Source organism: Rubripirellula tenax, from assembly GCF_007860125.1.
Taxonomy (GTDB): Bacteria; Planctomycetota; Planctomycetia; order Pirellulales; family Pirellulaceae; genus Rubripirellula; species Rubripirellula tenax.
The window spans coordinates 845,768-864,291 of sequence record NZ_SJPW01000002.1; the positions used below are offsets into that span (position 1 = coordinate 845,768).

The following is an 18,524-nucleotide window of genomic DNA, read 5'->3' on the forward strand; positions in this document are numbered from 1 at the left end:
GCGGCTTGGGCTTGCCGACCGCCCGCAAGATCATCGAAGCGCACGGAGGCCGCATCAGCGTCCAAAGCGAAGTCGAACGCGGCACCAAGTTCACGCTCGAATTCCCCGTCCCCAAACGCTTGTCGGGCGGATGAGGTTGGAAAGGGATTTGGTGTTAGGTCACGGTGACCACAATTCCTGATATCTAACGCCGTGCTTCCAATCGTCACGGCATATTGGCTGACGAAGATTCTGTCGGCGCATAAAAAAAGCTCCCGGAAAGAACGTGATCCTAGGGGGGCGGAGGACAACGCGCTTCGATTCCGGGAGCCGGTGGATTGGAGTTCGTTCGCGTTACCAGCATCCTTGCCATCAACGTCGACGAACATGTCACAACGAGACGTTTCACGCCACCGAATCATCCACCACTTCCGTGTGATGGCTAAAACTGTGAGTCCGCAGCAATCATGAAAAAGTAATTGCCAGTGCAGGACCGCGTCTGAATCGAGGTGCCAAAATGTTGGCGAGTTCGTTTCCTTGCCCTCAACATGTCCGGAAAGATAGAGGCAGGTGTTTGTCGAGGTCAAGGCAGATTTGTGTCGGTCCCAGAATTTTCGTCGGCAAACCATTCCACTGGAAAAAAACGCCGTGATTTACAACGCCAACTGACCGGCGGTATCGAGACGAGTCGGCTCGCTGCCTTCCTCTTTTGCCTCAATTGCCAAAGCAACGCAACGATCGACCACATCATCGAACTCTTCACTCGCTCGCACTTGCGAAACACCGATGGAAATCGGATTCATTGCGAGTTCGGATTTGCCGATGCCAATGGCCGACGCCGAACGGCAGATCTGGACACTTCGATTTTGTGCGGTTTCTTCGTCCACACTTGGCATGAAAACCAGGAAGGTTGATTCATCATCGCAGCCCAGTCGATCAACACTTCGCAGCGTCGCACGAATGATCTGCATCAACGATCGCATGTTGTTGGCTGTTGATTCCGTGTTGCAACGAATCGCCATGACGAACATCGAAACCGTCGACTGAGTCCGATCTCGGACTTCGCTGAAATTTTCGTTGAGCTCACTGCGACCAGGAAGATTCGCAAACGTCTTTGCTTTTGGTTTGGCGGCTTCGATCGCCGTTACAGCGGTCCCCGTGGCGGCTGCGTCGGATGCCGAATCCGATTTTTCGTTTGAAGCTGTGGATTTCGCCGGTGTGATTTTGATTGGCGTTGTTCCATCCATCCAGTGCCCGCAATCGCGTCCGGCTTCTTTGGATCGGTACAACCCGTCATCGGCACGTTGTAGCCAGCCCTCGGCGGCTTCACCGGCCGACAATTGGGCGACACCCGCGGAAACGGTTACTCGAAGTCGCTTTTCTTCAAAAACGATCTCTCGTTCGCCGATCGCGACACGAGCCGCGTCGACCAACTCTTTTGCACGATCGACAGGGCAACCGTCCAAGACGGCGGCGAATTCTTCGCCACCAAAACGTGCCACGATTCCGTACTTATCGAGTCGTGAATGCAGAATTCCTGCGACGACACGCAGCACTTCGTCACCGGCGCGGTGACCGTACACGTCATTGAACTTCTTAAAGTGGTCCACGTCCAACAGGGCCAGTGTCCCCGCGTTTGCATGGCCTTTCGCGTGTTGGCTGGCCAAATGTTTGTCGAAAGCACCACGGTTGGGAACGCGAGTCAGTGCGTCCGTTTCGGCGCGCCGTTCGGCGGACTCGATTTGCATCGCTTGTTCATGAATGCGATCTTGTGCGCTGTGCAGCTGTGACTGCATCAACTCGTTCGCCTCGATCAATTGTGTGATCGCTCGGAAAACGGCTTCTGGTGAATCGGTTTGGTCGGACGTCAATTGGCTGTTTACCGCTTGAACCGTCGTTTGGTGTGCATCGACATCGGCGGCCATGGTGCGAGCGTAGGCACGCAATTGGTCGGCCACTTCACTGATCTGCTCGCGACGTGTCTCGACTTCTTCGACCTGCGTCGTCGTCAATGTTGTTGTCGATGAATCGCCCGAGTCACCATTGATGGGATCGATGGGAAGGTGTCTGGTCGCATGCATTACCCAACCGCAAGTCAGTCCCGCACCACCACAGCTCATCGCAATTATCAAATCAAGCCACATAGCCCATCGCTCGTTGTTTTGTCTGTTGTCGAATCGAATCCACAATGGTGTTTAGGCCGTGTTGGGGAGCTGTCAAATCGAATCGCTGCCAGAGTGTTCGACTTCGCTTTAAGGCGGCCAATCGGCAGGGTCTGCACCATCACAACCGCTACAACCCGCCTCCATCCGTCGAGCAACAGCACCATTGCTGAGCCGGGGGGGCCAAAACGAGAAGATAGGGACCTTGAGGGAAATACAGGTACCAATTCAAGTCGCGGTGCCGGTATCGGTTATCAGGGTCAGGGGAAAAAGTGGTCGAAGTCGGAAATGTTCGAAACATTCATGCGAGATTCGGATAGGCAATCCGAAATTCGTATGGCATATTTCGGTGGGGCACTTCCTAGGGATAACGGACACCGAAAAATGATCAAAACTGCACAACACGATGCGATGGATGCCGCGGTGGCAGTCTTAGCCAACAACTCGGTTCGCGAGCTGCGAACATTGCGAGTTGATCGCAGCGCAAACATACTGCAGCTCAGTGGCCGCGTTCGCAGCTTCTACCACAAGCAGCTTGCCCAAGAGGCCGTCCGGGCCGTTGCGGCCGGCCTAACGGTTGTCAATCGAGTCGACGTCGCCACCTAGGATGACGTCACCGTAGAACGTGACTCGGTCCAGGTGAAAGATCCCCGGCCGGGTCAATGCGAACTTGGCGTACTTGATGGGCTGGTCACCGGGTAAACCGAACGACCAATCGGGATAGGCCTCTTCGCTCATCCAGACTTGCTTCCATTCTTTGCCGTCGTTGCTGGTCCACATTGCCAGTCCCTTGGCTCGGTCGTGAAATTGAGCGTCACGACGATTGAAGATTTTGACGAAACGCACGATCGTCGGATCATTAAATCGGATGATCACATCGGTCGATTCACTGGATTGATTCGCCGAGTGAAAGGCATACGTGTTTTTGCGAAGTCCTTCATGGCTTAGCAAGTGCTGCGCTTCGTCGTTCATTTCGATCGGGAATCCGTCGTCTAGCTTGACGTGGGTTTGGCGCGACACTTCCCCCATCCCTTCATATTCTTGTAAATTGAAGTCTAAGTTTGGGTTTGTCGCGATCCACCCGCCCGACAGGAACGCGACAAGGTCCATAAACTCTTTCGGCGCGATCGTTTCGGTCAAGCCTTCGGGCATACTGCTGGCCTTCATTTCTTTGCGAATTTCGATATCGTCTTTCGCAACGGTCTTCGTTTTGCCATCGGCAATGCCAAGAGTGATCTCTTCGTCGTCTTCGGCCAAGACAAATCCGTTGGTGGTGTTGCCGTCGTAGTCGAGAATCAAAATCGTTTCGTAACCCTTCGCGATCGTGTCGTTGGGCCACACGATCGAGCGAATGATCTCGTGCTTTGTCATCCGGTCACCGACGTCGGACAGGTTCGGTCCAAACTTTTTGCCCAGTTCGCCGTGCTGGTGACACGCCGCACAGACACGATTGAAGACAATTTTTCCGTTGGCTGCGTCACCACCCGACGACGCAACGACTTCGAGCAATGCCTGTTCTTTGTCGGCCTGTTTCGCGTCGACGTTGACCATCACTTTAAGCGGTTTATGAATGTCGGCGCCGGGGCCTCGCGTGATGATGAAGTCCTTCAAGTAAGCTTGGCCTTCGGCAGGCAAACTGGCGACGAGAGCTTCCCCGTCGGCAGATTCCCAAACCGGTTGAAGCGTTTGCAGCGCGTCCGACAAAACGTACTCGATCCACTTGTCCATGGGTTTGCGAGTCGCTTTCAACGCAATCTTCACAGCTTCGGGCGTTGGCTGCAGGCTAGCACCGCGAACGGCTTCCATCCGAACTCTCGCATCGGCATCGGTCACACCTTGCCACAAAAATGGGTTCGGATCGTCCATCCATTCCCATTGGTTACCGACGACGTGAACGGCGGCGGCGCGCGCCTTGGAATCGGCATCGGTCATGATTCGAGAGACAAGTTCGCCGTCGACGCGGTGCATTGATTCTTGAACCCACAAAGCCTCTCGCCAGACTTCGGGATCATCGCTGGCGGCTGCCCATGTTTTGACGGCGGTAGCCACGGCGTCTTCATCGCGGGCAACCAATTCCCGTCGGGCTCGATAGCGAGTGCGTGTTTCGTACGCAGTCAGCTGTTCCAACAGCTGTTCGATGGACGCGTCGGCCTGAGTCACTTTCGTGACCAATGGCAAAGTGGTGTTGACAAGGCGATAGATTCGACCGTGCTCGTGGTCGCGGTTGGGGTCACGTTGCGAGTACTGCATGTGGCCGATCAGGGCGTTGCACCAATCGCCAAACCAAAGTGCGCCGTCGGGGCCAATTTTGGGGTCGACCGGGCGAAAGAACATATCGTCGGATTCGATCAAATTGGCGACCCGTTTGCCCGTCAACCCGCAGGTGTCGGCGTCGTCGGTGACTTCGAAACTGGGCATGCCGTGCAAGTTGATGACGCAGGCGTAGATCAGTTGGCGATGATATTCGTCCGGAAATTGCCGAGTCGTAAGGAACTCGTTGCCCGCGGCAGGACGAATTCCCTCGTTGTCAAAAATGGCGTCGATGCTGCTGCGTGTTTGCACTTCGCCGCCCGACAACGGGTTGGTCCAGTGCTGGTTCGCATTGGTTCCGTCCCCGATCACTCCATTGCCTTCTTTGTCAAACACCAAGCACCACGGGTTGTAGTGCCCAGGTGTGCGAAAGTGACGCAGCTTCAAACTTTCCAAGTCCCACACATAGCTGCCCGATGCGCCGTTGTAACGGTGCGGCCCCCATGGGGTTTCCAGCCCAGTCGACATGGCAATGCCTTCGAGCATGTGCAGCAAACCGCCCGGCGAGTATTCCCAGGCGCCCATCGCGTGGTGTGTGTCGTCGGTACCAATGCCGTCAAGAATGCGAGTGACCTCGTCGGCTTTGTCATCGCCATCGGTATCGCGAATGAACAACAGGCTGGGCTCATCAACAACGATGACGCCGTCTTTGTAAAACTCGAAACCCGTCGGGCAGATCAGTTTGTCGTAAAACGTTTTGCAGACATCCGCTTTCCCATCGCCATCGGTGTCTTCCAATATCAATAAGCGGTCGTTCGGTCGCGACTTTCCGGGCAACCATTGGGGATAGTTGACCATGCAGGAAACCCACAACCTGCCCTTCGAATCGAAAGCGATTTGCGTCGGGTTGGCCAATTCCGGAAACTCGCGTTCAGATGCAAACATTTCCACCTTGAACCCGTCGGGAACTTTCATTTGAGCGATCGATTGTTCCGGCGTCGGATACTCAAGTGTTTTCGGCTCGCGCATCGCCCGGAACCCTTCGTCACGCGTCCCGAACATCGTTTCGGGAATGAAGACCTCGCCGGTAGCCGAATCATCGGGCACCGACGGAACCGAACGTCCGGCGGCCAAATCCCAAAGGTAGGCATCGCGAACGGCGACCATTTTGCGAATCTTCTGATACTCGCCCGGAAAGGTTTCGGTGTCCCACGTCCGACGACCGCCATAGACGTACCATCCATTGAGCATGCGATAGTCTTGCAGGTGCAACCAGGACTTTTCGTTGACGATTTCTTTCACTTGATTGAAACGTCTGGTGTCGATCGTCGATGCCGATTCACCGAACAGCGATGCATCCAACAAACTGCCGACCAAGGCGTCTCCTTGCTCGTTCAAGTGAACGCCGTTGATCGTGTATTGAGCCCCAGGCTGTTCGTCGAATCGGTCCATCGTCGGCGTGAACAGATCAACAAACGGTAACCCTTTCGCGTCGGCCAGATCTTTGATCGCCAATGTGTATCGACCAAGACGATCATTTTCAGCCCGCCCGTCGGGTTGCAATCGGTTCCCCGTGTTTTCAAATGCGATGGGTGAAACCAGAACGAAACGCGGCTGGCTACCAACGCCTGCCAATCGATCCGATTCCTTTGCCAGGTAGGCTTCGTAGTCGGCGACGAAGCGATTCATGTCTGTGTCGCTTGCGCCCGAGAACGACTCGTTAAATCCGAAGAAACAAATCAGCAGGTCCGGGGCGAAGACCAAAAAGGGATCATCGATCTCGGTATAGTTGCCGGGCCGCTGCTGGATTCCGACTTCGTCGGCAGGCCATCCAAAGTTCCGGAACTGGACTTTCTTGTCGGCAAAACGCAATTGGAATCGCGTTTCAAAATTGCCGAACAGACTCATACGCTCGGCGGTCGAATTGCCGACCAGGGCGATCCGCTGGTGATCGTGAATTTGGATGGCATCAGAATCGCCGCCCCAAACAATCGACACGCTTCCGAAGGCGAGTACGGAGAAAAACGCAATATACTTAAAAACGCGAGAATACATGGTGGAAGTCATCAGTGGAGCGATTTGGTAACCAAGGGAGCCAGTTTCGTGACCAGCAATTAGACTGGTAATAGGGGTCGAACAGGTACCCACAGGATCGATCTATACTGTAACCTGCCTCGCTGGATTTGCGGCGTTCATGCTGGCTATCCCGAATCCCCCTCCCGCCTTAGCTGGTGCAGTATCCTTCTATTTCGAATGTCGATTTTCGCCATTGCGAACGAAGTCGCACCCCAGTTCCCCCCATCGGAGTCCATCCAGCCGTGAATTTCCTCCACTTTCGTTCCGTCGCCACAGTTGCGATGGGATGGTTGAGCATCGTCGCGATTGTCGTTTCATCCGTCGCCGCGACCGCGACTGCCCAGACGCCTCGTACTCAGACGCTTGGTACTCAGACGCTTGGTGCCCCGTCGCTCGACTTACAAAGCGGTGACCACATCTGTTTAGTCGGAAACGCGTTGGGAGAACGACTTCAGCATCACAACGAATGGGAATCGCTACTGCACCAGCGTTTTCCTGACTTGAATTTGACCGTCCGCAACTTGTGTTTTCCCGGCGACGAGCCGAATGAACGCATCCGTTCGGAAAACTTTGGCGATCCGGACACGCACCTTGCGCACAGTAAAGCGTCGGTGATCCTGTTCTTCTTCGGATACAACGAATCGTTTGATGACAAAGCTGGACTGGAACGGTTCTCGCAAGAGTTGACTGAATTGGTCGCGTCGACCAAGACAAAGGATTATGGCAAGGGCTCGCCGCGGATTGCATTGGTGTCACCGATCGCATTCGAGAACACGGGTGATCCCAATTTGCCCGACGGTGAAGCTCACAACGGGCGATTGATGATGTACACCGAAGCAATTCGGGAAGTCGCTGCGAAGCAAGACGTCGCTTTCGCCGACGTGTTTTCATCGACTCAAAAATTGTTCGCCGACCAAAACGATCGATTGACGTTCAATGGGTGCCATCTCAATGAAGCGGGATACGCTGCCTTTGCACCGCTATTGGACGCCGCATTGTTCGGCCCGGGTGGTCCGACGAAAGTTGATCCGAACGTACTTCGTGAAATCGACGATAAGAATTTCCACTGGTGGCATCGATACCGCGCAGTGAACGGATTTTCGATTTACGGTGGACGTGGCAAAGCGGGCAGCGACGGCACATACAACAACACCGACGTGATGGAGCGAGAGCGAGCGATTTTGGACCAAATGGCGGCGGTTCGCGATGCCCGCATTTGGAAACTGGCCGCGGGCGAAACGGTGAACGACCAACCCGATGATTCCAAGACACTTGCCTTCATCACCCCGAAAACGAATGTTGGTGGCGCAAACGACCGCAACCGGGCCAAGGGAAAACTTGGATCGCTGGACTATCGACCGGCCGCCGAACAGCAAAAAATGTTCACGCTGGCCGACGGATTCGAGATTCAACTGGTTGCATCAGAGGAACAGTTCCCCGATTTGGCGAACCCGGTCGCGCTAAACTTTGACAACAAGGGTCGTTTGTGGGTTGCGACCATGCCGTCGTATCCTCACTGGAAACCCAAGACGAAAATGGACGACAAGATTTTGATCTTGGAAGACAATGACGGCGACGGGACGGCGGACGTTTGCAAGACCTTTGCGGGCGGGCTACACCAACCGACGGGATTCGAATTGACCGCCGATGGTGCCTACATCGCCGAACAGCCGGATATTTTGCTTGCACGTGACACCGACGGCGACGACAAGGCCGACGTCGTGACTCGCCCGTTGTTCGGGTTTGATTCGGCCGACTCGCACCACGGCATTTCGGCGTTCGAATGGGGCCCCGGCGGAAACCTGTACTTCCAAGAAGGCACATTCAAGTTTTCTCAGGTCGAAAGTCCCGATGGGCTCAACCGCTTGGGCGAAGCCGGCATTTGGGCGTATCACCCCAAGTCGGAACGCATCGGTGTGTTCAGCAACTTTGCTTTTGCCAACCCGTGGGGTCACGTGTTTGATCGCTGGGGTCAAAATTTCATCGGCGATGCTTCACCAGGAAACAGCTATTGGGCCGCGCCGATATCCGGACGAATGGACTATCCCCTGAAACACCCCGGCGGCAGCCAACACCGACGTGTCGCGTCGCTTGGCGGCGGTGACCCGAAGTACTCATTCCCAACGTTCTATCCTAAGCGGGTTCGACCGTTGTCGGGATGCGCGATGATTTCGAGCCGACACTTTCCGCCAGAAATGCAAGGCAACTTTTTGGTCACCAACGTGATCGGTGATCGCGGGGTCCTCAGTCACGAAGTTCGTGAAGTCGAAAACGGGGCTGGGTTTGTTGGCAAGGAAGTCCCACCGTTGTTGATGTGCGACGACGGAAACTTCCGACCCGTCGATGTCCAGATTGCGCCCGACGGATCGTTGTACATCGTCGACTGGCACAACGCTTTGATCGGACACCTGCAGCACAACTTGCGTGACCCAAGCCGTGATACCAGCCACGGCCGGATCTGGCGAATCAAGCACAAGACGCGTCCGTTGTTGGAGCCAGCCAAGATCGCCGGTGAACCGATTCCAGCGCTACTTGAACTGTTGAAAATGCCAGAAGATCGCACGCGTTATCGCACCCGTCGCGAACTCGCGGCTCGTGAATCGTCGGACGTCGTCAATGAATTGCAAAAGTGGATGACGTCGTTGGACAAGAGCGACGAAAACTACGAACACCATATGATGGAAGCGCTGTGGATTTACCAGACTCACAACGTCGTCAATCGCGAACTGCTGGAAACGATGTTGTCCACAAAGGATCACCGTGCCCGAGCAGCAGCGACGCGGGTTCTTTCATTTTGGTTGGATCGCGTGCCCAACCATCTCACGCTCCTTGAAAAGTGCATCGGCGACGAGAATCCGACCGTGCGTTTGGAGGGCGTTCGTGCCGTCAGTTTCCTTTCCGGCGATTCAGCCGTAGAGTTAGCACTCGGCGTCTTAGAATCCGACATGGACGACTACTTGCAGTACACGCTTGACGAAACGATGCGTCGACTTGAACAGTAGGTGACTTAGAAAATGGGCGACTGTAACCACAGTCGCCGTTCGCGTCCCATCAACAGATACTTCACGACTCGGGTAAACCATGCGTTTATGTTTCGCTTTGTTGGTCGTCGCATCGTGCACGACCGTTTGTTTCGCCGATGATCACCAACACGCGCCGACATCGACGCCCGCGCCGCCGACGGTGTTCTTGGACAAAAGCCCACGCATTGTCGAGTACCAACTGAAGCGACTCGACAACACCCGGTTGTTGATGGTGCCGCGAAAGACGGACGACGCCAAATACATCCCGGTCTACTCGGCAATTCTGGCACGCGTGGGCATGTCGCCACAACTTCGTGGTGAAGCCGTTGATGCGCTCGTGGCCTTAGAAAAATCCAGCTTCGCATCCGTTTTGCTGGATGCGATCACACGTGTGGACGGTGACGAACGTGCCGTCCGGCGAACTCGACGCGAACTCGCACGCATGCTGCTTGAACATTCCCCGAACGATTTGGTTGCTCACACTGACGAATTGACCGAAGCAACGAAGGCGGACGACTCGTTCATCCGTTCGGTTGGTTTGGCGAGCCTTGTCGTTGCCGGAAATTCGTCCGCTGCGATGGAGCGAGCCGAGTCGGATAACGACGCAACCGTGTCGATGCTTCGCGCGGTCGATTTGCTTTCCGATTCAAAACTTCGCGATTCGATTCGCACCTTTGTGGCCCGATGCCTAGACGATTCGACGTCGGTTCAAGTACGTGGCGCCGCCATCGATGCACTTGGCCATATATCGTCGGATCAGTCGGATACCTTCCAACGTGTTGCGTCTCTGATCACCGACGACAAACTTCGCGGTTCGGCTGTCAAGACTTTGTTAAAAGTTGGCGATGAACATCGTGACTTGGCCACCAGCCAGAAGCTGCTTGCCGATTTGGTCGCAGTGGCCGAAGCGACACCGGCAGCGGATCGAACCAGTGGTGAGTTTACCGATGCGATGCAGTTGGCTGATCGATTGATGGCCAGCGCATCCGCGGATGATGCACGCCAATTCCGCGACCGGCTCAGTAACGTTTCGGTACGGATGATTCGCATCAAAACGGTGGAAGAAGAAATGCGGTACGACATCGCCTACTTTGCCGTGGAAGCGGGCCGACCGGTCCAGGTGGTACTTGAGAACCACGATTTGATGCCGCACAACTTGGTCATTTGCGATCCAGGCACGTTGAAGGAAGTTGCTCAATTGGGACTGGAAGCCGGACCGACCGGTGGATCGACGGGGCTTCCCTATGTGCCGTCGTCGGATCGGGTCATCGAAGCGACAGAGATGATCGCGGCCAACGGGGAAGCCCGTTTGACGTTCACCGCGCCGACTGAACCGGGCGAGTATCCCTACGTTTGCACCTTCCCCCAACACTGGTATCGCATGTACGGCGTGATGGTCGTCGTCGAGGATTTGGACGCGTGGTTGAAGAACCCAACCGAACCAGCAAACCCGATCGGCAGCAACCGGGTGTTTGTTCAGTCATGGACGTTGAACGATTTCAAAGTCGACCTCGATCAGGCGATGGTGGGCCGAACTCCCGAATTCGGAAAGCGAATTTTCGCCGAAGCATCCTGTGCCGGTTGCCACAAGGTTGCTGGCGAAGGCGGAGTGGTCGGCCCCGAATTGACCGACGTTTTTCCGCGTTGGAAAGGTGACCGCTTGGGCATCCTTCGCGAGATCCTTGACCCGTCGCACAAGATTGACGCAAAGTACGTGATGCAACGTGTGCTTACCGTCGATGGCCGCACCATCAGCGGCGTCCTGGTCGGTGAAGACGACGACAGCGTCAGCTTGATGCCCAGTGCCGAAGCAAAAGAGCCGACCGTCATTGCCCAAGATGACATCGAAGCGATGGTGCCGTCGAGCGTTTCCATGATGCCCAAGGCATTGATGGACCAGTACACCAAGGAAGAGATTTTTGAACTGATGTCCTACCTGGAAAGTGTCGCGCCCAACAATGGCTCGTAATGCTTCAGCATGCTGAAGCCACGTTCCTGGTGAGCCAGTGTCTCGTCCGCCCAATCCCGCCAAAAGCGGTTTCAACGCTGGCGAACGTCGATGAACGGGGGACGCCAACTTGGGGCCAGCGACGCGTCGTCAATGTTCACCCCCGCTTCGCCTTGGCCTCGGTGATTGAGAAGCGGGTGATCCGGGATCGATGCTAACGACGCGACGGGCAAGAATTGCACGCGTCCGTCTTCAAACAAAACATTGATTCCCACGCCGCTATGCCCAATCGACGTCGCCAGGTTTGCTTCCGTTGGGATACCCGCAAGCGGTGCATCGGACATGACTGCGAAGCTTGACCGCGATTCGAAACGCGGCGATGTAAGTTGATCTTTCTCGACGACGCCCAGCGTGTATGCGTAGTGACCGCCGGCGTACTGTTGAATTTCACGCAAACGATCCAGCGAAGCGTCGTACAACTGTTTGACCGAAACGAGCTCGGTTAAATCGACAAGTTCATCCGCGCTTTGCGACGTGGGTGGGTCCAGCGAAGGACACCAACGGATCGAATCGTCGCCAAGTAAACCTGCCTCGCGTAGCCGGACGGCGTAGACGCCGGCAAACGCTTCGGGGCCCGAATCGGACACCGCCGGCAACCGTGATTGCTCGTTACGAGACACGAACTGGGTGATCGCGATTCCGAGTTGTCGTAACTGATCCTGGCACGTCGTTTTGCGAGCTTCGAAGCGGCCTTCGGCAATCGACGGCAACAGCAACGCCAACACAACCGCGGCGGCCGATGCACTGACCAGCCAATCCAACCAAGTCCAACCCTGATGGGTCGACGGGTCTAAACGGCTGTTCATCGGCGCAAGCGCTGCGGCACCTCGATTGGGATCACCGGTCGCCGGCGTTTCGGATCGAGCCGAATCGAGTTCAGGCTGACTCGGTTCTCGACCGGGAAGCGGCGGCAAATTGGCCATCGTGCGGGCGACCAAATCGGGCGGCGGTGATTCGACCGAAGGAGCATTTTCCAACGGTTCGAGCAGACGCTGGACTTCCGCTAATTGGCGTCGGGCGTCGGGATCTTCCTTCAACCACTGGCCGATGCGACGCATTTCGTGCGGCTCAAGAGCGCCAAGCAGATATCCAAGAAGGTCTTCGTGCATCGCCAAAATAGTCAACGCGTAAGGGAGGGGCCGTACCGGGTTTCGAGCTGAAACTGCGACAGGCTGTTTCCATTACTTACGCGCCAACGACAAAGACGGTTCGCGCGAAGCGACGCCGCCCGACCGAAAACGGACGGGCGGGGTGGCCGATTCATGGCTGTTGAGCAGAATCCTGGTGCGATTCTTCCCACAAGACGCCAAGCCGTTGGACGGCACCGTGCAGTCGGCTTTTGACCGTTCCGACGGGAATTCCCAACACATCGGCAGCTTCGCGGTACTTCAGACCCTGGTAATAGACCAGTTGGACGACCTGCTGCATGGATTCGCCGAGCGATTCGACCGATTCGTGGATCCAGCGGCTGTTTTCTTGGTCCGCGGCGGCCAAAAGCGGGTCAGGCGAGTCGCCGACCAGTTTTTCTGACCAACCGCCACCCGATCCGTCTTTTTCGGTTACTGCGGTGCGGTCCAGCGAAACCATTCGGTGCCGTTTGTTGCGGCGTTGGACGTCAATCGCTTGGTTGGTTGCGATCGCGTACAACCAAGGTCGAAACCGGCGACTGGGATCGAATTGGCTGCACTTCAAGTGAACCTGCAAAAAAGTCCCTTGGAACGCGTCTTCGGCCAGTTCGGCGTCACCGATGTAGCGGCGCAAATAACTGTAAATTTCACGCTCGTATCGGCGAATCAACGCCTCGTACAAGCCTCGTTCACCGGTATCACGATATTGGGCGATCAGGCTTTCGTCGGAAACATCGCTTTGAAACGAAACGTCATCGACGTCCGCATCTGTGATCGCTTCCGCATTGTAGATTTTGGCAGATGCGTTCATGGTTGGTGCCTGTGAGGGGGTACAGGAATCAGATAAGTGAAATGTGCTCGGATTGTAGCGGGACCGTACTGAAGTACGCGTTGTCCCAGCAGCGAATCCGCTGAAAAAAGTCGCATTAGCGGCGTGAAATCCTTCAATCCAATGCATATCGGACCACATTAGCCCCATTATCTTTGAATTTGCGGTTACGTCAAAGCGAATTTTGCCGACCCGCCGCTCTCTTTTCTTTGCGACATGGCGGTTAGAATCGGCCGCTAAGAATGTGCGAATACGTGCATTTGGGATCCAACATTCGCTTACGGCCATACGGACGAGCCCGTGAATTCAACATCTGATCGTGTTCCCCCAACGACTTCGTCGGGCCCCTACCGGTGGGCCCGTCCCGGCGACGTCAATGCGTTCTTCGGTTTGATGCTGGACAACATCGCTGGATTGTTGTTGATGGTCGGTTTGCTGGCCGGGTTTGGATTTCCGGTGGAATTTGCGGTTTCGGCGATGGTGCCGGGCACCGCACTTGGAGTGCTGATCGGCGATCTGGCGTTCTTTTATGTCGCATTCCGGTTGGCCCACAAAACCGGCCGCGACGATGTGACCGCAATGCCTTTGGGTTTGGACACGCCATCGACTTTCGGCGTTGTGCTGTTCGTGCTGGGGCCGTCGTTCTTGCAGGGTCAAGCGATGGGCCTTGATTCGACGGCGGCCGCGTATCGAACTTGGCACATCGGAATTTGGTGCATCGTGCTGAGCGGACTTTTGAAGTTCGCGTTGGCACCGGCAACCGAATGGGTTCGGCGGCTGATCCCTCGTGCCGGGCTGCTCGGATCGCTTGCGGCGATCGCATTGGTGCTGATCAGTTTTTTGCCACTGATGGAGATTCTTGGCCGACCGCTGCCAGGCATGTTGGCGTTGGTGATCGTGTTGACGACCCTTGTCGCACGCATCCCGCTGCCCGGACGAACGCCGGGGACATTGGGTGCGTTAGTGGTCGCCGGAGCGATGTACTATTTCATGTGCGCGATCCCAGGGACCGGATACGAATTCCCCCAAGCGGTGACGGCGGCTTGGTTTCCGACACAGTGGATGGAGAGCTGGAAATTCGAGTGGCTGGCAAACTTTGGCGATGCGTTGCCGTATCTACCCATCGTGATGCCGTTTGCGATCGGCACCGTCGTTGGCGGCATTGACTGTACCGAAAGCGCAAAGGCAGCCGGCGACGACTATGACACGCGAACAGTCATCGCGGTCGAAGCCTTCGCGACGGTGATCGCCGGTTTGTCCGGCGGCGTGATTCAAACCACTCCGTACATCGGCCATCCGGCGTACAAAGCGATGGGTGGCCGAGCGGCATACGTGTTGGGCACGGCGCTGTTGGTCGGATCGGCGGGTCTGGTCGGATACTTCGGGTGGCTCAATGCCTGGATTCCGGCGCCGGTGGTTTATCCAATCTTGGTATTCGTCGGTTTGGAAATCACGGCACAGAGTTTTTTGGCGACACCACGCCGGCACTACGCGGCGGTCGCTTTGGCTTGTTTGCCAGCACTGGCTTTCTTAGCGATGAATTTGCCCGGTCGCATCTTCGGTGATGAGGCACTTCGTAAACTCGGCATCGATGCGACGACCTTGGGCGATCCGATGCTAAGAGCAAACCTCAAGACGATCGGCATGCTCAGCAGCGGATTCATCTTGACCAGCCTGCTGTGGGCGTGGGCGCTGGCGGCTGCGATTGACCGACGCTTGCTCTTGGCTGCGAAAGTGCTTTTGTTGGCGTGCGTGTTGACGCTGTTCGGCGTGATGCATTCGCCATTGGCGGGCAACCGTTTGTTTTTGCCGTTCGGCCCCGATACGTGGGGTGATATCGTTTTGGATGCAGCCAACCGGAAATTCGTCTTAGAGTTCGCGGCCGGCTATTTGGCATCGGCCGCGATGTTGATGGCATGGTCCTGGATGCCGGGCATCGGCAAGCCGCTAACCGATGACGACGAGTTGCATTAGTCCGATGCCACTGTCCGCGATCAACCGAGCGATCGCCCTCGATTGAGCGGCTGCGATTTCGCGATGACGTGCGCATGGGGGGGCAATCGTTCGGCAAACCGATCCATCGATTCCGCCGAGTCGAACCATGTGAAAACGCCCGGCCCCCAGCTACTTTGACCGACGCCTCGTCCGCCCGCTTCAATCAATTGGGCGATCAAACGAGCGACATCATCGCCGTGGTACGGACCACCTTGGACATTGGCAAAAAGCATCCCGCTGGCAAGGTTGTAACGGTGGATGGCATCGGTGAAACCATCAAGATCACCGGCTTCGGCCGCCGGAACGATCTGGTTGGCGAGCACATCTTTCAGGTGCGACTTGGCACTCGCGACGGCGGAACCGAGAGCCGCAAATTGTTTGATCTCAGCCTCGCCGCTGATCGGTTGAGCCGATACAGCGGGACGGACGACAAGAACTCGCCATGCCTCAGGCAATTCGATGCGATCGCAGATGGGATTGAGCGACGTCGGCGAATCGGCGTTCTCCGAAATCAAGCCACCACGGATGTACCCGTGAACTCCAACGGCCGACCGCTTGCCTCGACCGGCAACGTCGACGGCAAGTTCTTCAAGCGGCATTTCAATCCCCTCGAAACGGGCAATGCCTTCCGCGATCGCCATCGCCAGTTGCGTGCCGCTGCCGAGACCGCAATGCGCGGCCGCCGTCTGGGTCGCTTCGACGCGACACGATGGCAACGTGTCACGTCCGATCCGATCGCTCCAACCGCGAGCGATCTCATTGGCACGCTGGGCGATGCGTCCGAGGGCCTCAAAATGTGAATGCGGGCGGACCGTGATTTGCGTCGATGGTTGATCCACCATCACGCCGACGCCACCAAACGGTGCGGCCGTGTCGAGCAATCCGAAGTGCAATCGAGCACCGGTCGTTATCCGCACCGTTTCGATATCGTTGTCGTCACGGTTTCCGGCGCGGCCGGGCGTCTTTTCGGTTGGGGAGCTATCCATTTGCCAATCGTTCATCAATGATCCCTCGCAACATGTCGAAGGCATCATGTTCGGCTGGCCCCGCCGTTTTGTCGATCAGTGGCTCCAGTCGGCGAAGTTCTTCGCGAATCGTTGCCTCGGGAATCAGATGTGTTCGAGTCGCCAAGATGGCCGCTTCAAGCACGGCGTGCTTGGCCCGATTGAAACCGAAGAATGGCCGCACCACTGCCGAATCGGAAACGCGGCATTCCATCACGGATTTCAAGTCGTCATGTTCGACGGAATCGACACGGACCGCGAACCATCGGTGGCAATCGATCAGTGGCCACCAATCGGTGTTCGCGATTTGGCGCACCAAGCCAGCCACTTCCTGATCCGCAACCTGTCCAACCGCGGCGCGGGCCATCAAACTTGCGTCGTCCGTGATATGGATGACAGCGACCCGTGTTTCGAAAAGATTCTTAAACGTCTGTGACGACACGAACGGACGAAGTCGGAATGTGACATCCGCGGGATCGGGATTGCCCAGATCTCCGTCGACGACCGGCCCCATCGGAGCCAAGTTGACTCGCCCGTTTCGATCCACCGTCGTGACGATCGATTCCAATATCACGACAGGGCGACTCGCTTTGCGTCGTGGATCATGGCGACGAAGTTGTCGATGATCTGGGCTCCAAAATCGGACAACACGGACTCGGGATGAAACTGAACGCCATGGATCGGACGCCCCACGTGCCGTAGTCCCATGATGACTCCATCGTCGGTCGTGGCCGTGACAATCAGTTCGTCGGGAACACAGATCGGATCGACCGCAAGCGAATGATAACGGGCAACACGCATCGGCGACGGGCAATTGGCGAAGACGCCTTGGCCATCATGGTTGATCCGACTTGCCATACCATGCATCGGACCACATTTATGAACGACGCCACCGAAGGCGGTCGCGATCGCTTGGTGCCCCAAGCAGACGCCTAGGATCGGGATCTGTGGTGCCAAATGACGCAGCACATCGATCGAACATCCGGCATCTTCGGGACGTCGCGGCCCGGGCGAGAGCACGACGGCTGTGGGCGACATTTCATTGCACCCGAGCACGTCGATTTGGTCGCTTCGAACGACCAAGGTTTCACAACCGGCCCGGCGAATGTAGCGAGCCAAGTTGTGGACAAAAGAATCGTAATTGTCGAGCAGAAGGATCAAGACGCTTACCGACGAGGTTTGGCGAATTTAATTTTCTCGATCAACTTGACGACCTGGTCACCGTCTTTGTAACCGCTGACCGCAGTAATCGCTTCGATCACGTACTGGTATCGCAAGTTGTAATCAGTGTCGATTTCTAACTCGGGACCTTCGTCGCCGTCGATCGGCGTATTGCCACCAATCATTGCAACCACGTTACCACGAAGCTGGTCAAAATCCGTCCCCATATCGATCTCGTTCATCGACATGGAAACCAATTTTCCGGCTTCATCGGCTCGCAATCGCAACTTCAACGGCAAATCGGTTGGGTCCGAAGCGGCGCCACCGGCCAAGGGCATCCGAACGCTGAAGTCGCCTTCCATTTCCACGATCTTGAACGTCATCACGAAGAAGATCAGCAGCAGAAAGACGATATCGATCATGCTGGTCATGTCGAGGCCGTTCTTCTCGGCGTCTTTTTGATTTCGGATTTTCACGAGCGATCCTCCTTCACGCGAAGCGCAAAGTTCTCGAGATTCTGTTCTTGTGCGACGCGAATGATTTCCTGGACATCACCGGCAGCGGTGTCCTTGTGAGCGCGGATGACGACGTTCGCGTCTGAAACCGATTTACCTTCGGCTTTGATGACCGAAATTTCACGTCCCAGCCCGATTCGCAACGTCTCGGCGGTGTAGTCGTCGCCGCCCAAGATGATCTCGCCGTCTTTGGCGACGTGCAGCACGATCGGAAATTCCAATGCAACTTCCGGCGGCTTGACCAATTGGCTGCTGGGTAATTTCACCCGGTCGTTGGACTCGGTTTGTGCGAAATTGATAAGCACCATGAAGAAGGCGATCAATTGGAACACCATGTCGATCATCGGCGTCAAATCGCCTTCGGCCAAGTCGACGTTGGTTTTCTTGACTCGCAT

General features: G+C 56.2%; 14 protein-coding genes. 5 read left to right on the forward strand and 9 right to left on the reverse strand.

Annotated elements, in window-relative coordinates:
• Window positions 1–134: ATP-binding protein (locus tag Poly51_RS08925; RefSeq protein WP_146457292.1), on the forward strand; the 134-nt coding region annotated here is incomplete at its 5' end.
• 498 nt (window positions 135–632) lie between these two features.
• On the opposite strand, the gene Poly51_RS08930 is transcribed toward Poly51_RS08925, so the two are convergent.
• Complete coding sequence (locus tag Poly51_RS08930; RefSeq protein ID WP_146456429.1) at window positions 633–2,123, reverse strand: GGDEF domain-containing protein; 1,491 nt, start codon at window positions 2,121–2,123, stop codon at window positions 633–635.
• 402 nt (window positions 2,124–2,525) lie between these two features.
• On the opposite strand from Poly51_RS08930, the gene Poly51_RS08935 reads away from it, so the two are divergent.
• On the forward strand, window positions 2,526–2,747 hold the full coding sequence (locus Poly51_RS08935) for a BON domain-containing protein (protein ID WP_146456431.1): 222 nt from the start codon (window positions 2,526–2,528) through the stop codon (window positions 2,745–2,747).
• Here the strand turns inward: Poly51_RS08935 and Poly51_RS08940 are convergent.
• Window positions 2,712–6,458, reverse strand: a complete 3,747-nt coding sequence (locus tag Poly51_RS08940) for a PVC-type heme-binding CxxCH protein (RefSeq protein ID WP_246114368.1) — start codon at window positions 6,456–6,458, stop codon at window positions 2,712–2,714. The two genes, Poly51_RS08935 and Poly51_RS08940, sit on opposite strands and share 36 nt — an antisense overlap.
• A gap of 251 nt (window positions 6,459–6,709) precedes the next feature.
• On the opposite strand from Poly51_RS08940, the gene Poly51_RS08945 reads away from it, so the two are divergent.
• On the forward strand, window positions 6,710–9,469 hold the full coding sequence (locus Poly51_RS08945) for a PVC-type heme-binding CxxCH protein (protein ID WP_222435814.1): 2,760 nt from the start codon (window positions 6,710–6,712) through the stop codon (window positions 9,467–9,469).
• A gap of 79 nt (window positions 9,470–9,548) precedes the next feature.
• Complete coding sequence (locus Poly51_RS08950) at window positions 9,549–11,459, forward strand: c-type cytochrome (RefSeq protein ID WP_146456433.1); 1,911 nt, start codon at window positions 9,549–9,551, stop codon at window positions 11,457–11,459.
• Between the two features lie 71 nt (window positions 11,460–11,530).
• On the opposite strand, the gene Poly51_RS08955 is transcribed toward Poly51_RS08950, so the two are convergent.
• Together Poly51_RS08955 and Poly51_RS08960 are read right to left on the reverse strand one after the other, a co-directional pair.
• Window positions 11,531–12,607, reverse strand: coding sequence for an anti-sigma factor family protein (locus Poly51_RS08955; protein WP_146456435.1), 1,077 nt, complete (start codon window positions 12,605–12,607; stop codon window positions 11,531–11,533).
• A gap of 151 nt (window positions 12,608–12,758) precedes the next feature.
• Complete coding sequence (locus tag Poly51_RS08960) at window positions 12,759–13,436, reverse strand: RNA polymerase sigma factor (protein ID WP_146456437.1); 678 nt, start codon at window positions 13,434–13,436, stop codon at window positions 12,759–12,761.
• Window positions 13,437–13,847: 411 nt separating this feature from the next.
• Between Poly51_RS08960 and Poly51_RS08965 the strand changes: the two genes are divergently transcribed.
• Window positions 13,848–15,428, forward strand: coding sequence for a permease (locus Poly51_RS08965; protein ID WP_146457298.1), 1,581 nt, complete (start codon window positions 13,848–13,850; stop codon window positions 15,426–15,428).
• Window positions 15,429–15,448: 20 nt separating this feature from the next.
• Here the strand turns inward: Poly51_RS08965 and Poly51_RS08970 are convergent, their stop codons facing one another.
• The 5 genes from Poly51_RS08970 to Poly51_RS08990 are packed head-to-tail and all read right to left on the reverse strand — an operon-like array spanning window position 15,449 to window position 18,524.
• On the reverse strand, window positions 15,449–16,450 hold the full coding sequence (locus tag Poly51_RS08970; RefSeq protein WP_146456439.1) for a GHMP family kinase ATP-binding protein: 1,002 nt from the start codon (window positions 16,448–16,450) through the stop codon (window positions 15,449–15,451).
• Window positions 16,428–17,027 (reverse strand): DUF447 domain-containing protein, encoded by a 600-nt coding sequence (locus tag Poly51_RS08975; RefSeq protein ID WP_146456441.1) that lies wholly within the window; start codon window positions 17,025–17,027, stop codon window positions 16,428–16,430. The genes Poly51_RS08970 and Poly51_RS08975 overlap by 23 nt, the downstream gene beginning before the upstream one ends.
• On the reverse strand, window positions 17,024–17,614 hold the full coding sequence (locus Poly51_RS08980) for an anthranilate synthase component II (RefSeq protein ID WP_146456443.1): 591 nt from the start codon (window positions 17,612–17,614) through the stop codon (window positions 17,024–17,026). Before Poly51_RS08980 ends, Poly51_RS08975 begins: the two co-directional genes overlap by 4 nt.
• 5 nt (window positions 17,615–17,619) lie before the next feature.
• Window positions 17,620–18,090 carry an ExbD/TolR family protein gene (locus Poly51_RS08985; protein ID WP_146456445.1) on the reverse strand — a complete coding sequence of 157 codons (471 nt, stop codon included), beginning with the start codon at window positions 18,088–18,090 and terminating at the stop codon, window positions 17,620–17,622.
• Window positions 18,087–18,524, reverse strand: a complete 438-nt coding sequence (locus Poly51_RS08990) for an ExbD/TolR family protein (RefSeq protein WP_146456447.1) — start codon at window positions 18,522–18,524, stop codon at window positions 18,087–18,089. Before Poly51_RS08990 ends, Poly51_RS08985 begins: the two co-directional genes overlap by 4 nt.

What these genes read in the sequence shown, in the direction of transcription:
- Poly51_RS08970 (WP_146456439.1), bottom strand. Translation starts at nt 16,450, where the DNA reads ATGAACGATTGGCAAATGGATAGCTCCCCAACCGAAAAGACGCCCGGC.
- Poly51_RS08935 (WP_146456431.1), top strand. Translation starts at nt 2,526, where the DNA reads ATGATCAAAACTGCACAACACGATGCGATGGATGCCGCGGTGGCAGTC.
- Poly51_RS08990 (WP_146456447.1), bottom strand. Translation starts at nt 18,524, where the DNA reads ATGCGAGTCAAGAAAACCAACGTCGACTTGGCCGAAGGCGATTTGACG.
- Poly51_RS08960 (WP_146456437.1), bottom strand. Translation starts at nt 13,436, where the DNA reads ATGAACGCATCTGCCAAAATCTACAATGCGGAAGCGATCACAGATGCG.
- Poly51_RS08965 (WP_146457298.1), top strand. Translation starts at nt 13,848, where the DNA reads ATGCTGGACAACATCGCTGGATTGTTGTTGATGGTCGGTTTGCTGGCC.
- Poly51_RS08940 (WP_246114368.1), bottom strand. Translation starts at nt 6,458, where the DNA reads ATGACTTCCACCATGTATTCTCGCGTTTTTAAGTATATTGCGTTTTTC.
- Poly51_RS08950 (WP_146456433.1), top strand. Translation starts at nt 9,549, where the DNA reads ATGCGTTTATGTTTCGCTTTGTTGGTCGTCGCATCGTGCACGACCGTT.
- Poly51_RS08955 (WP_146456435.1), bottom strand. Translation starts at nt 12,607, where the DNA reads ATGCACGAAGACCTTCTTGGATATCTGCTTGGCGCTCTTGAGCCGCAC.
- Poly51_RS08930 (WP_146456429.1), bottom strand. Translation starts at nt 2,123, where the DNA reads ATGTGGCTTGATTTGATAATTGCGATGAGCTGTGGTGGTGCGGGACTG.